Consider the following 13888-nt stretch of genomic DNA (forward strand, 5'->3'; position numbering starts at 1 on the left):
GGTTAGGTTTGCGCGGCCGACGCTACTCCGCCGCCACCGCCTCGCGCCGTTCGAGCCGGAACCCGCGATAGCCCTCCGCCGCCACGGAGTTGCAGATCTGGCGGTAGTGCCCACCGACGTAGGGCATGAAGACGCGCGGCTTTCCGGGGATGTTGGCGCCGATGTACCAGCTGTTGGCCTTGGGAAAGAGGGTCTTGTCGGCCGCCTCGTTGACCTTGGCGACCCAGTCCTCCTGGGCCTGCGGGTCGGCCGCGATCACCTCCACGCCATTGGCGTCCACCCAGGCCAGGCAGTCGCTGATCCAGTCCACGTGCTGCTCGCAGCTGCTGATCATGTTCGACAGCACCGAGGGGCTGCCCGGTCCGGTGATGGTGAAGAGGTTGGGGAAGCCCGCCACCTGCAGGCCGAGGTAGGTCTTCGGCCCGTCCCGCCAGGCCTCGGCCAGGGGAAACCCGCCCTCGCCCCGGATGTCGATGTTCAGCAGCGCCCCGGTCATGGCGTCGAAGCCGGTGGCGTAGACGATGGCGTCGACCGGATACTCCTGCGCTGTCGTTCGCACCCCGGCCGGCGTGATCGCCTCGATGGGCGCCTTGCGCAGGTTCACCAGGGTGACGTTCTCCTGGTTGAAGACCTCGTAGTAGCCGGTGTCGACGCAGATCCGCTTGGCGCCGATGGGATGGTCGTCCGGCAGCAGGGCCTCGGCGACCTCCGGGTCCTTCACCGTCTCGCGGATCTTCTCGCGCACGAAGTTCGCCGCGGCGTCGTTGGCCACCGGGTTGGTGAGCAGGTCCGCCAGCGCGCCGAGGTAGCCGGCGCCGCCGATGTTCCACAGCTCCTCGAACCTGGCCCGCTGCTGCTCGGCGGTCAGGCTCCGCATCGGGCTGCCGCCGGCGATCCCCGCCGTGCCGTCCAGCACCATCTGCCGGTAGGCCGGGTACTGCTCCCAGAAGGCGGCGTAGTGCTTGTCGGTGAGCGGGCCGTTGCGGGCCGGCACGCTGAAGTTGGGCGTGCGCTGGAAGACGTAGAGGCGCTCCGCCTCCTTGGCGATCTCGGTGATCGACTGGATGGCGGACGAGCCGGTGCCGATCACGGCGACGGTCTTGCCCTTGAAGCTGACCGGCTCGTGCGGCCAGGTTCCGGTGTGGAAGCTCGCGCCCTCGAAGCTGTCCTGGCCGGGGATCTCCGGCGCGCGCGGCACGGAGAGGCAGCCGGTGGCCATGATGCAGAAGCGGGCCGAGACGTCGTCGCCGCGGTCGGTGGTCACCCGCCACCGACGCTTGGCGGCGTCCCAGGCGGCGGACTTCACCTTCGTCTCGAAGGCGAAGGGGCGCTTCAGGTCGTACTTGTCGGCGACGTAGTTGGCGTAGGCCAGGATCTCCGGCTGGGCGGCGTACTTCTCGCTCCAGCGCCACGCCTTCTGCACCTCTTCCGACCAGGTGTAGGAGTAGAACAGGCTCTGGATGTCGCAGCGCGCGCCCGGATAGCGGTTCCAGTACCAGGTGCCCCCGACGCCGCCGGCTGCATCGAACCCCTGGATGCTCATCCCCAGTTCGCGCAGCCGGTGAACCATGTAGAGGCCGCCGAATCCGGCGCCGACCACCACCGCGTCCACCTCCGCCACGATGGGCGCCCTCTGATCGGTCACGCTGTCACTCCCCGGCATCGCTTGTTGTTCTCTCTTGCCGCCCAATCAGAAAAGCCCGGCTGACGCTGTTCGGCAACTCGCGCCTCTCCTCTCCCCCGAGGCGCAGCCCGAGGGGAGAGGTCGGGAGAGGGGTGGAGCGGCCATTGGGCTTCGAGGCGGTGGGTCGAGCGCCCGCGGCGCGCGCCGCCCGACTATCCGGTGCGGCCGCAAGACCTGCGCCGCCCCTCTCCTCGATCCTCTCCCCTCGCGCTTCGCGTCGGGGGAGAGGAGGTTGCCCGCCCCGACGTCAACCTTGCGCGGCCCCGGCGGCTGAGGCTTTGTGAGGGAACCCGCCCCGCGTTCGAGAGGGCGGGAAGGGAGTGACGCATGGGAACGCTGACGGCGCAGGAGCGCCTCGCCTTCCAGGATTCGGTCCGCCGGCTGCTCGCCGACCGCGGCACGGAGGCGGACGTGCGCCGCGTCATGGAGACCGACGCCGGCTACGACCCCGAGGTCTGGAAGGCGCTGGCCGAGATCGGCGCCGTCGGGCTGCTCATCGATCCGGAATTTGGCGGCGCGGGCGCAGGCCCCCTCGAACTCGAGCTGGTGATGGAAGAGGTGGGCGCCGCCCTCCTCTGCTCGCCCCTGCTCTCCAGCGGCGTGCTGGCGGCCGGCCTGCTGCAGGCGCTGGGCGATCGGGATGCGAGCTCCCGCCTGCTGCCCGCCATCGCCGACGGCTCTAAGATCGCCACCGCGGCCCTGACGGGCTCGCGCGGGACCTGGACGCCGGACGCCGTGGCGGTCCGGGGCCGCGCCGACGGCGAGGCCTGGCGCCTCGACGGCCAGGCCAGCTACGTCACCCACGGCCAGGTCGCCGACCTGCTGCTGGTCGCCGCCGACACGCCTGAAGGACTCGCCGTCTTCGAGGTCGAGCCCGCCGCCGGCGTCGCCGTGAAGGCGCTGCCGACCTTCGACCACACCCTGCGGCTGGCGGAGATCGCCTTCGACGGCGCGCCCGCGCGGCGCATCGCCTCGCAGCGGCCGGCCTGGGAGGCCGTCGAAGAGGCCCTGGACCTGGCCCGCGTCGCCCTGGCCGGCGAGCAGGCCGGCGGCGGCCGCCACGTGCTGGAGTTCACCGTCGACTACGCCAAGTCCCGCATCCAGTTCGGCCGGGCCATCGGCAGCTACCAGGCCATCAAGCACATGGCCGCGGACCTGCTGCTGGAGTCCGAGAGCGCCACCTCGGCCGCCCGCCACGCCGCCGCCCAGCTCGCTGCGGGCGCGCCGGACGCCAAGGCGGCGGTGGAGCTCGCCGCCTTCGCCTGCGCCGACGCCTTCGTGAAGATCTGCGCCGACGCGATCCAGATGCACGGCGGCATCGCCTTCACCTGGAAACACCCGGCCCACCTCTACCTGCGCCGGGCCCGCGCCGACGCCCAGCTGTTCGGCGCGCCTTCGTTCCACCGCGAGCGCTACGTCGCCGAGCTGGAGGCCGCCCATGGCTGACGACGCCGCCCTGCCCCTCACCGACGAGAGCCTGCGCGAGGAGGTCCGCGCCTGGCTGGCCGCCAACTGGACCGGCCCCCTGCAGACCGACGCCGAGCGGAAGGCCTGGATGGCGAAGGTCGTCGAGGCCCGCTGGGCCGTCCCCCGCTGGCCGAGCGAATGGATGGGCCGGAGCCTGAGCGACGCCCAGGCCCGCATCGTCGAGCGCGAGTTCGCCGCCGTCGGCGCGCCGGGCACGGGCCAGGACCGCACCAACCTTTGGGCCAACACCCTGCTGGCGCGCGGGACGCCGGCCCTGAAGGAGAAGCTGATCGTCCCGCTGCTGTGCGGCGAGGTCGGCATGTGCCTGCTCTACTCCGAGCCCGGCGCCGGCTCGGACCTGGCGGGCATCCGCACCCGCGCCGACCGCCAGGGCGACCACTTCATCGTCAACGGCCAGAAGGTCTGGACCAGCTACGCCGCCAGCGCCGACTACGGGATGCTGATCGCCCGCACCGACTGGGACGTGCCCAAGCACCGCGGCATCAGCTTCTTCTTCCTGCCGATGAAACAGCCCGGCGTGGAGGTCCGGCCTCTGCGCCAGATCACCGGCGAGAGCCAGTTCAACGAGGTCTTCATCACCGACGCCGTCTGCCCGGCCGAGAACCTGCTGGGCGAGCTCGGCCAGGGCTGGGGCGTGCTGCAGACCGCGCTGGCCTACGAGCGGTCGGTGATGGGCGAAGGCGCCAGAGGACCCCGCAGCGGGGTCTCGGAAGGCCCCGGCGAGCCGCTGATCGCGCTGGCCCGCGAGGCCGGCGTGCTGTCCGACCCGCTGATCCGCCAGGAGATCGCCAGGGTCGTGGGCCTGAAGAAGCTCAACGCCCTCAACACCGCCCGGGCCAAGGCGGACCTGAAGCAGGGCACGAGCTCGGCGCTGATGAGCCTCGGCAAGCTCGCCATGAGCCGCATCCTGCACGAGGAGGCGCGCGTCCGGACCCTGATCCTCGGCGCCGGCAGCCTGCTGGAAGGGCCGGACCATCCCAGGGCCGAGGACGCCAACTTCCTGACGCTGAACGCCTACTTCACCTCCATCGGCGGCGGCACCGACCAGATCCAGCGCAACATCATCGGCGAGCGGGTCCTGGGCCTGCCCAAGGAGCCGGAGGTGGACCGGGACATCCCGTTCCGCGAGGTGCGCACCAGCTAGAGGGCGACAAGCCCCCACAACGACAAAAGACTAGGGAGACAGACGCGTGGGTTGGAACTTCGGAGACATTCTCGAGACCATCGAGCCGGTCCTGCCGCCGGACGCCCCGGCCTTCATCCACGGCGAGCGGACCATCCCCTGGCGCGAGGCGAGCCGCATCTCGAACAACCTCGCCCGGGCCCTGATCGCCCGCGGCGCGGCCGCCGGCGACAAGATCGCCGTCTACATGCGCAACCGGCCCGAATACATGCTGGCGGTCGCGGCAGGCTTCAAAGCGCGGCTGACCCACGTCAACGTCAACTACCGCTACACGCCGGACGAGGTCTGGTACATTTTCGACAACTCCGACGCCCAGACGGTGGTCTACGCCTCGGAGTTCCGCGACGCCGTAGAGCAGATCCGCGACCGCCTGCCCAAGGTGAAGACCTGGGTCGAGGTCTCCGAGAGCGGCCAGACCGCGGCGTTCGCCGAGAGCTTCGACAACCTGGCCAATGAAGGCGACGGCTCGCCCCTGAACATCGAGCGCTCGGGCGACGACCTGTTCTTCATCTACACCGGCGGCACCACCGGCATGCCCAAGGGCGTGATGTGGCCGCACCACGACCTGCGCGAGATCACCCTCAGCGCGGCGCGGAAGATGGGCACGGTGCCGGAGACGCTGGAGGAGCTGCGCGAGCACACCCGCAAGATCGGCCCGGGCGGGAAGGTGCTGATCGCCCCGCCGCTGATGCATGGCACCGGCCTGCTCACCGCCATGGGCTCGCACCTGGCCGGCGGCTGCGTGATCACCCTGACCGGAGAGACCTTCGATCCGGTGGAGACGCTGGACGCCATCGATCGCCACAAGCCGCAGTCGCTGACCATCGTCGGCGACAGCTTCGCAAGGCCGCTGCTGAACGCGCTGAACGCCAACCCCGGCAAGTGGGACGTCTCCTCCGTCGCCATGGTCGTCTCGTCGGGCGTGATGTGGAGCCTGGAGGTCAAGCGGGGCCTCTTGGAGCACATGCCCCAGGCGATGCTCAGCGACGCCTTCTCCTCCTCCGAGGCGCTGGGCATGGGCAACTCGATCATGACCAAGATGGGCGAGGTGAAGACCGCCAAGTTCATGATCGGCGAGCGCTGCCGGGTGTTCGACGAGAACGACCAGCCGGTCGAGCCCGGCTCCGGCGTGCGGGGCCTGGTGGCCCTCGGCCCGCCCAACCCGATCGGCTACTACAAGGACGAGGAGAAGACGGCCCGCACCTTCCGGACGATCGACGGGGTCCGTTACTCCATCCCCGGCGACTGGTGCATCGTCGAGGCCGACGGCACCCTCACCCTGCTCGGCCGCGGCAACGCCTGCATCAACACCGCCGGCGAGAAGGTCTTCCCCGAAGAGGTCGAGGAGGCCCTGAAGACCCATCCCAGCATCGAGGACGCCCTCGTGGTCGGCGTTCCCGACGAGAAGTGGGGCCAGGCGGTGACCGCCGTCGTCCAGCTCGCGCCTGGCCAGCCCCTCGACGAGGCGGCCCTTAAGGCGCACGTGCGCAAGACCCTGGCCGGCTACAAGACGCCCAAGCGGATCTTCGTCGCCGACCGGTCGCTGCGCGCCAGCAACGGCAAGGCCGACTACGGCGCCGCCAAGGCCGTCGCCGAAGCCGGCGCGGGCGAGGCGGTCAGCGCATGAGCGCGGCCGTCCTCGTCGAGCGCCGCGAGCGGGTGATGATCGTCACCCTCAACCGGCCCGAGGCCCGCAACGCCGTGAACCGCGCCGTCACCGTCGGCGTCGGCGAAGCGCTGGAGGAGGCGGACCGCAACCCGGACATCTGGGCGGTGATCATCACCGGCGCGGGCGACCAGTCGTTCTGCGCCGGCGCCGACCTGAAGGCCCTGGCCGCCCGCGAGCCCTTCGCGGTGGGCGAGCGCGAGCAGGCCTGGGGCTTCGCCGGCTACGTCGAGCACCACATCTCCAAGCCGACCATCGCGGCGGTGAACGGGACGGCGCTCGGCGGCGGCACCGAGCTGACGCTCGCCAGCGACCTGGCGGTGGCCTCCGAGACCGCCACCTTCGGCCTGCCGGAGGTGAAGCGCGGCATCCTGGCGGCTGCCGGCGGCGCCTTCCGCCTGGCCCAACAGCTGCCGCGCAAGATCGCCATGGAGATCATGCTGACCGGCGAGCCGATCTCGGCCCAGCGGGCGCTGGAGCTCGGCTTCGTCAACGCCGTGGTTCCGCAGGCCCAGGTGCTGGACGCGGCCCTGAAGATGGCCGCCCGGATCACCGCCAACGCGCCGCTGGCGGTGCAGGCCACCAAGCGGATCGCGCTCGGCATCCAGCACGGCAAGATCGCCTCCGAGGAAGCCGCCTGGGCGCAGACCCGCGCCGAGATCGGCGCCCTGCTGCGCTCCGAGGATGGCCGCGAGGGCCCCCGCGCCTTCGCCGAGAAGCGCGCGCCGGTGTGGCAGGGCCGCTAGAGCTGAGTTCGAGTCAAAGGGACGGAAGATGAGTGACGACGCCGCGCGCATCCCGGTGATCGTGGGAGTGGGCCAGGTCAACGACCGGCCGAAGGACCCGCGCGAGGGCCTCGATCCCATCGGCCTTATGGAGGCCGCCCTGCGCGAGGCGGACCGCGACGCCGGCGGCGGGTGGATCGCCCGGCTGGACTCGCTCGCCGTCGTGGACCAGCTCTCGTTCCGCGAGCTCGGCGACGCCTCGGGTCCGCTGGCGGCCAGGCTCGGGATCGCCCCCAAGCTCTGCTACAAGAGCTCCTACCCCGGCGGCGACACGCCGATCCTGATGCTCAACGAGGCGGCCCGCCGGATCGCCGAGGGCGAGATCCAGGCAGCGGCCGTGGCCGGCGGCGAGGCCCTGCGCACCGCCGCCCAGCTCGCCGCGCTGAAGGCGGGCGATGATCCCTCCGCCCACAACCCGCTGCGCCAGGCGACCGGCCGGGCCGGCCCGCCGTCCCTGCGCCAGCGCTATGGCCTAACCGCTCCGGTGGACGTCTATCCCCTCTACGAGAACGCCGGCCGCGCCGCCTACGGCCAGACCTTCGCCCAGGCCCAGGCCGAGAGCGGCGAGATCTGGTCGCGGTTCAGCGAGGTGGCGGCCGAGAACCCGGGCGCCTGGATCCGCAAGCCGACTCCGCCGGAGGCCATCGTCACGCCCTCGGCCGAGAACCGGCCGATCGCCTTCCCCTACAACAAGCTGATGGTCGCCAATTCCTCGGTGAACCAGGGCGCGGGCTTCCTCGTCGCCAGCCTGGCCGCCGCCCGCGAGGCGGGCATCGCCGAGGACCGGCTGGTCTTCGTCGGCGCCGGCGCGGCCGCCCACGAGCCCGGCGACTACCTGCGGCGCGACCGCTACGACCGCTCGGTCAGCATGGCCGTGTCGCTGAACCGGGCGCTGGACCTGAACGGCGTGACGGCGGCCGACCTGGACTTCGTCGAGCTCTACAGCTGCTTCCCCTGCGTGCCGAAGATGGCCCGCCGGGTGATCGGCTGGCCGGTGGACAAGCCCGCGACGGTGTTCGGCGGCCTGACCTTCGGCGGCGGGCCGATCGGCAACTACATGAGCCACGCCGTGGTCAGCATGGTGCTGAAGCTGCGCGAGGCCGGCCGCAAGGGGCTGCTATTCGCCAACGGCGGCTACGCCACCAACAACCATACCATCGTGCTCGGCCGCGAGCCCTTCCCCCTGGAGACGGTGCGCCGCGACTTCGACTTCCAGGCCGAGGCCGACGCGGCCCGCGAACCAGTCCCCGAACTGGACGAGGCCTACACCGGCCCCGGGATCATCGAGACCTACACCGTCCTCTACGAGCGCGACGGCTCCCCGAAGTTCGGCGTCATCGTCGGCCGCGCTCCCGCCGGCCAGCGCTTCCTCGCCAAGATCCCCGCCAGCGAGGAAGCCGCCATCGACTTCCTCACCAACGGCAAGGCGGAGCCGGTGGGTCGCCCCGGCCAAGCCGTCCCCGGCCCCGACGGCGACGTGTATTGGCGGTTGGGGTGAGCAGGCACACCCTCCCCGTCATCCCGGACGGCCTGAAAGGCCGATCCGGGACCCAGACTCCTGCGCCTGGGGCTCTGGGTCCCGGCTCTCCGCTGCGCTTCGGCCGGGATGACGGTGTGGTTCAGGCGGCGGGATAGACGCTCGGCCGGAGCAGCTTCAGCTTCACAGCCTGGCCGGTCCCAAGCCCCTCGGGCAGGCTCTGGGCCGAGCCGTGGATCTCCAGCCGCTCGGCGCCGATATCGCACTCCACGCGGGTGACCGGGCCGGCGGCGAAGACGCTGCGGACGGTCGCCGGCACCCCCGACTGGTCGGGCGGCAGCAGCGAAACCTCGTGCGGGCGGAAGAAGACGTCCACCCTCCCCTGCGGCGCGCCCTCCGGCGCGCTCGTCTCCCAGCCCGCGACGCGCAGCTTGCCGCCGTGCACCTCGCCCGACAGCCGGCAAGAGGCGCCCAGGAAGTCGAAGACGAACGCCGAGCGGGGCTGTTCGTAGACCTCCTGCGGCGGGCCGACCTGGACCAGTTCCCCCTCGCTGAGGATCGCCACCCGGTCGGCGAGGTCGAGGGCTTCCTCCTGGTCGTGGGTGACGAACACCGTGGTCACGCCGGTCTCGTCGTGGATGCGGCGCAGCCAGTGGCGCAGCTCGCGGCGGACCTTGGCGTCCAGGGCTCCGAACGGCTCGTCGAGCAGCAGCATCCTGGGCTCGATGGCCAGGGCCCGGGCGAGCGCGACCCGCTGGCGCTGGCCGCCGGAGAGCTGGGCCGGGTAGCGGTCGGCTAGGCCCTCGAGCTGGACGAGGCGCAGCAGGTCGGCCACCCGCTTGTCGATCTCGGCCTTGGCCGGCCGCTGGCTGCGGGGCCGCACCGACAGGCCGAAAGCGACGTTGCGGGCCACGGTCATGTGGCGGAACAGGGCGTAGTGCTGGAACACCATGCCCACCCGCCGCTCGCGGGCCGGCAGGGCCAGGAAGTTCTCGCCCTGGAAGCTCACCTCCCCGCCGTCGGCCTGCTCCAGGCCCGCGAGGATGCGCAAGAGCGTGGTCTTGCCCGAACCCGACGGGCCGAGCAGGGCCAGGAACTCGCCCTGGCGCGCTTCCAGCGAGACGTCCCGCAGCGCGGGGTAGCGGCCGAACGCCTTGGCGACGGACTTGATCGATAGGCTCATGGGGTTCCGTTCAGTGGCGGCGCATGGCCCGCAGTTCGCCGGCGTATCGAAGCTCGAGGCCGGTCTTGACGATCAGGGTCACCAGGCCAAGGCCGGCCAGCAGCGACGCCGCCGCGAAGGCCCCGACGAAATCGTACTCGTTGTAGAGTATCTCCACGTGCAGCGGCAGGGTGTTGGTCAGGCCCCGGATGTGGCCGGAGACCACCGAGACCGCGCCGAATTCCCCCATCGCCCGGGCGTTGCAGAGCAGCACCCCGTAGAGCAGCGCCCAGCGGATGTTGGGCAGGGTGACCCGGAAGAAGGTGGTGAAGCCGCCGGCGCCCAGGGTGATCGCCGCCGCCTCCTCGTCCGACCCCTGCTCCTGCATCAGCGGGATCAGCTCGCGGGCGACGAACGGCAGGGTGACGAGCAGCGTCGCCAGGACCAGCCCGGTCGTCGTGAAGATCACCTTGATCCCCGCCGCCTCCAGCTGCGGCCCGAACCAGCCGTGGGCGCCGAACAGCAGCACCCAGACCAGCCCCGAGATCACCGGCGAGATCGAGAACGGCAGGTCGATCAGGGCCAGCAGGAAGCTCTTGCCCTTGAACTCGAACTTGGCGATCGCCCAGGCGGCCGCGACGCCGAACACCGCGTTCAGCGGCACGGAGATGGCGGCCACGGTCAGCGTCAGCCGGATGGCCGCCCAGGCGTCCGGTTCGCGCAGTGGCTCCAGATAGCCCTCGAGCCCGTTGCGGAACGCCTCGACGAACACCGTGCCCAGCGGGAGCAGGATCAGCACCGTCAGCACCGCCACGGCGGCGAGCACCAGCAGTGGCGCGATCCCGGGAAGCTCGATCCGCGCCCTCATGCCGCGCCTCGCCGGGAGATGACGGTCTGGACGAGATTGAGGGCCAGCAGCGCGCCGAAGGAGATGACCAGCATCGCCAGGCCCACGGCCGCAGCCCCGGCGTAGTCGTACTGCTCCAGCTTGATGATGATCAGCAGGGGCGCGATCTCGGAGACCAGCGGCAGGTTGCCGGCGATGAAGATCACCGAGCCGTACTCGCCCACCGCCCGGGCGAAGGCCAGGCCGACGCCGGTCAGCAGCGCGGGCGTGACGGCCGGCAGCACCACCTGGACGATCCGCTGCAGGTCGGTGGCGCCGAGCGTGCGGGCCGCCTCCTCCACCTCGCGGTCGAGATCCTGCAGCACCGGCTGCACCGATCGCACCACGAACGGCAGGCCGATGAACAGCAGGGCGATGAATACGCCGAGCGGGGAGAAGGCGGTCTTCAGGCCCACCTCGTCGGCCAGCGAGCCGATCGGCCCATTCGGCGCATAGATGGCCGTCAGCGCGATCCCGGCCACCGCCGTCGGCAGGGCGAACGGCAGATCCACCAGCGCGTCCAGCAGCCGCCGGCCGGCGAAGTCGTAGCGGACCAGCACCCAGGCCACGAGCAGCCCGAGCGGCGCGTTCACCGCGGCCGCAAGCGCCGAAGCCCCGAAGCTGAGCTTCAGCGCCGCCAGCACCCGCGGCTCGGACAGCGTGCGCACGACCCCGTCCACGCCCAGCTCCCACGGGCGCAGCGCCAGCGCGACCAGCGGGATCAGCACGATCGCCGCCAGGTAGAAGAGGGTGAATCCCATCGCCAGGCCAAAGCCCGGCAGGACGCTGTGTTCTCGCCAGCGCCCCCAGCCCTTCGATGCGGCCATGCCCTAGCCCGGCTTGTAGATGCGGTCGAACACGCCGCCGTCGGCGAAGTGGGTCGCCTGGGCCTTCTTCCAGCCTCCGAAGGCATCGTCGATGGTGACCAGCGGGATGCGCGGGAACTTGCGCGCCCACTTGGCGGCCGCCTTGGCGTCGCGCGGGCGGAAGTGGTGCTTGCCGATCAGGTCCTGGGCCAGCGGGCTGTAGAGGAAGTTCAAGTAGCCGGTGGCCTGGTGGCGGGTCTTCTTGCGGTCGACGACCTTATCCACCAGGGCGACGGTCGGCTCGGCGAGGATCGAGACCGACGGGTAGACGATGTCGAACTTGGGCCCAAACTCCTCGATGGAGAGGTGCGCCTCGTTCTCCCAGGCGAGCAGCACGTCGCCGAGGCCGCGCTGGGCGAAGGTGGTGGTCGAGCCCCGCGCGCCGGTGTCCAGCACCGGGACCTGCTTGAAGAGCTGCTGGACGAAGGCCTGCGCCTTGGCCGGGTTGCCGCCCGGCTGCTTCAGCGCCCAGGCCCAGGCCGCCAGGTAGTTCCAGCGCGCGCCGCCGGAAGTCTTCGGGTTGGGGGTGATGACGTCGATGCCCGGCTTCACCAGGTCGCCCCAGTCGCGGATTTTCCAGGGGTTCCCCTTCTTCACCAGGAACACGATGGTCGAAGTGTAGGGGGCCGAGTTGTGCGGCAGGCGCGACTGCCAGTTCGCCGGCAACAGCTTGGATCGCTGGGCGATCTCGTCGATGTCGTAGGCCAGCGCCAGGGTGACCACGTCGGCCGCCAGGCCGTCGATCACCGAGCGGGCCTGCTTTCCCGAGCCGCCGTGACTCTGCTGGATGGAGATCGTCTGGCCGGTCTGCTTCTTCCAGTAGGCGGCGTAGGCGGCGTTGACCTCCTTGTAGAGCTCGCGGGTCGGGTCGTAGCTGACGTTCAGAAGGGTGATCCCCTTCCCCGCCTGCGCCTGGACAAGGCCGGGGACGGCCAGGGCCGCGGCCGCGCCGGCGCCGCCGGCGATCAGGGCGCGTCGGGACGGATGGATGAAGCTGCTCATCTAAGTGGGCTCCGAGGTCAGAAGGCGTATTGGGTGCGGAAGGACCAGATGCTGAGGTCCTGGCCGACCTGGGCGCCGGCGGGCGGCGTGGCCGGGGCGGCGCCGAAGGCGGTCCCGCCGGGCGAGAGGCGGTCGACGGTCACGTACTGGTACGCGGCCTGGAAGCGGACGTTGGCGTTCGGGTACCAGTTGAGGCCGGCGGTGAAGATCTCCTGCTCGCCGCCGCGGACGGTCGAGGCGAGCGGGATCGTGCCCGGCGCGCCCTCCAGGTGGTTCAGATCCAGCACCGAGTAGCGCAGGCCCAGCTCCCAGACGCCCGGCGAGCGGTCCTTCCAGCTGAACGGCTTCTCGCCGCGCGGGGCGTCGAACGTGCCGTTGTTCGTCTGATAGCGGCGCGGCTCGCCGGTGATCGTCCAGCCGGTCTGCACGTACCAGCCGGAGAAGTTCGGGTCGGAGAGCGCGCTCGCCCGCCGCTGCACGTCGATGCCGAACCACTCGGCCTGGACGTAGAGGTTCTTGCGCTGGGCGCCGAACTCGAGACCGACCGTGGAAAGGCCCTCGGCGTCGATATTGCCGGTGTCCACCAGACGCGTGCCGTCGACGCGGAGCTCCGGCCGCTCGCGCAGGCGGATGTTGGTGGCGACGCGGTTCTCCACGTCCGGGCCGCTGGCCGGCGGCTCGACGACGACCGTGCTGTTGATCCCCAGGTGGACCAGCCAGTCGGGGCCGCGGGCGGGGACGTAGGTCAGCCGGCCAACGAACGCAGACTGCTCGTCGAAGGTCTGGGCGCCGATCAGGTTGCCGGTCCAGGCCAGCGAAGCGGTCCAGCGCTCGCCGTTCGCCCAGACCATGGCGGCGGTCCGCCCATCGCCCGACGCGATTCCGCGGACCAGCTCCGAGGCCGCCGCCCGCTCGGCGAACAGCGAGCCGTTGGTGGAGACGGCCTCCTCCAGGCCCCCGGGCGGCGAGAAGGCGCCGGCCCTGATCTTCCAGCGGCCGAGGCCGTTGTACTGCACCCAGGCGGCGCTGATCCGACCGGCCTCTTCGACGCCCGAGCCGCCGAATTCGTAGAGGAAGTTGTACTCCCAGTCGCCGAACGCCCTGCCCTCGACGCCCAGCCGGGCTCGGCGGAAGTTGGCGCCGTCGTTGAGATCGCGCGCCCGCTCGTTCTCGACGGCATCGCCGAACGATCCGCGCCGGAAGTCCGTGGCCAGGCTCCGCGGCGCGTCCTGGTCGTAATGGGCGGCGTCCAGCTGGAACACGCCGCGGAAGGCGGCGGTGAACTGGCCGTCGCCGCTGGCGATGGTCGGCCGGCCGTTGGCGATGGTGACGGTGTTGGCCCGCTGGTCGGCGCGCACCGCGGCGATGTTCGCGGCGGTGGAGCCCTTCAGGTCGGCGATCATCTCCCGCAGCTCGTGAAGCTCGGCTTCGAGCGCGTCGATGCGCGCCGCCTGCGGATCGAGGCGCGGCGCAGCGGACGTCCCGCCGGTCGCTACGGGCGCGGGATGCTCCGACGGCGCTTCGGTCACCCCCTCGTCGAATGCGGCGGCCGAGTTGGCGGCGGCCTCGTCGGCGGCCTGGCCCAGCGCCGGCTGCGCGCAGGCCCAGGCCAGCACCCCGACGGCGGCGTGGGCGGCTCTGCGAACGGGTGCGATGGACATGGCGGCTCCCCAGGTGACAGGTCGAGCT

11 protein-coding genes are annotated in these 13888 nt (G+C 71.2%); 5 read left to right on the forward strand and 6 right to left on the reverse strand.

The features are described 5' to 3' along the window. Nucleotides 1-22: 22 nt before the first annotated feature. Nucleotides 23-1645 carry a flavin-containing monooxygenase gene (locus ACFSC0_RS21105; RefSeq protein ID WP_377283480.1) on the reverse strand — a complete coding sequence of 541 codons (1623 nt, stop codon included), beginning with the start codon at nucleotides 1643-1645 and terminating at the stop codon, nucleotides 23-25. Nucleotides 1646-2011: 366 nt separating this feature from the next. Between ACFSC0_RS21105 and ACFSC0_RS21110 the strand changes: the two genes are divergently transcribed. From ACFSC0_RS21110 to ACFSC0_RS21130, 5 genes are read left to right on the forward strand one after another with little or no spacing between them, the layout of a single operon-like run. After that, nucleotides 2012-3130 (forward strand): acyl-CoA dehydrogenase family protein, encoded by a 1119-nt coding sequence (locus ACFSC0_RS21110; RefSeq protein WP_377283481.1) that lies wholly within the window; start codon nucleotides 2012-2014, stop codon nucleotides 3128-3130. Further along, complete coding sequence (locus tag ACFSC0_RS21115; RefSeq protein WP_377283482.1) at nucleotides 3123-4316, forward strand: acyl-CoA dehydrogenase family protein; 1194 nt, start codon at nucleotides 3123-3125, stop codon at nucleotides 4314-4316. The genes ACFSC0_RS21110 and ACFSC0_RS21115 overlap by 8 nt, the downstream gene beginning before the upstream one ends. A 46-nt stretch (nucleotides 4317-4362) precedes the next feature. Beyond that, nucleotides 4363-5982 (forward strand): acyl-CoA synthetase, encoded by a 1620-nt coding sequence (locus ACFSC0_RS21120; RefSeq protein WP_377283483.1) that lies wholly within the window; start codon nucleotides 4363-4365, stop codon nucleotides 5980-5982. Continuing rightward, the gene (locus ACFSC0_RS21125) at nucleotides 5979-6767 is read left to right on the forward strand and encodes a crotonase/enoyl-CoA hydratase family protein (protein ID WP_377283484.1); all 789 of its coding nucleotides are present in this window, start codon (nucleotides 5979-5981) and stop codon (nucleotides 6765-6767) included. The genes ACFSC0_RS21120 and ACFSC0_RS21125 overlap by 4 nt, the downstream gene beginning before the upstream one ends. A 28-nt stretch (nucleotides 6768-6795) precedes the next feature. After that, nucleotides 6796-8304, forward strand: coding sequence for an acetyl-CoA acetyltransferase (locus tag ACFSC0_RS21130; RefSeq protein ID WP_377283485.1), 1509 nt, complete (start codon nucleotides 6796-6798; stop codon nucleotides 8302-8304). Between the two features lie 121 nt (nucleotides 8305-8425). Here ACFSC0_RS21130 and ACFSC0_RS21135 read toward each other — a convergent pair whose 3' ends face one another. Genes ACFSC0_RS21135 through ACFSC0_RS21155 form a run of 5 tightly spaced genes read right to left on the reverse strand, consistent with a single transcriptional unit; the run spans nucleotide 8426 to nucleotide 13860 of the window. Beyond that, nucleotides 8426-9466 (reverse strand): sulfate/molybdate ABC transporter ATP-binding protein, encoded by a 1041-nt coding sequence (locus ACFSC0_RS21135; RefSeq protein WP_377283486.1) that lies wholly within the window; start codon nucleotides 9464-9466, stop codon nucleotides 8426-8428. 10 nt (nucleotides 9467-9476) lie between these two features. Beyond that, nucleotides 9477-10313, reverse strand: a complete 837-nt coding sequence (gene cysW, locus ACFSC0_RS21140) for a sulfate ABC transporter permease subunit CysW (RefSeq protein WP_377283487.1) — start codon at nucleotides 10311-10313, stop codon at nucleotides 9477-9479. Beyond that, the gene (gene cysT, locus ACFSC0_RS21145; protein ID WP_377283488.1) at nucleotides 10310-11158 is read right to left on the reverse strand and encodes a sulfate ABC transporter permease subunit CysT; all 849 of its coding nucleotides are present in this window, start codon (nucleotides 11156-11158) and stop codon (nucleotides 10310-10312) included. Before cysT ends, cysW begins: the two co-directional genes overlap by 4 nt. 3 nt (nucleotides 11159-11161) lie before the next feature. Further along, nucleotides 11162-12199 carry a sulfate ABC transporter substrate-binding protein gene (locus ACFSC0_RS21150; RefSeq protein ID WP_377283489.1) on the reverse strand — a complete coding sequence of 346 codons (1038 nt, stop codon included), beginning with the start codon at nucleotides 12197-12199 and terminating at the stop codon, nucleotides 11162-11164. A 17-nt stretch (nucleotides 12200-12216) separates the two neighbouring features. Next, nucleotides 12217-13860 carry an OprO/OprP family phosphate-selective porin gene (locus ACFSC0_RS21155; protein ID WP_377283490.1) on the reverse strand — a complete coding sequence of 548 codons (1644 nt, stop codon included), beginning with the start codon at nucleotides 13858-13860 and terminating at the stop codon, nucleotides 12217-12219. Between the last annotated feature and the right edge of the window lie 28 nt (nucleotides 13861-13888).

Origin of the sequence: Phenylobacterium terrae (genome assembly GCF_042681205.1) — a bacterium.
GTDB lineage: Bacteria > Pseudomonadota > Alphaproteobacteria > Caulobacterales > Caulobacteraceae > Phenylobacterium > Phenylobacterium terrae.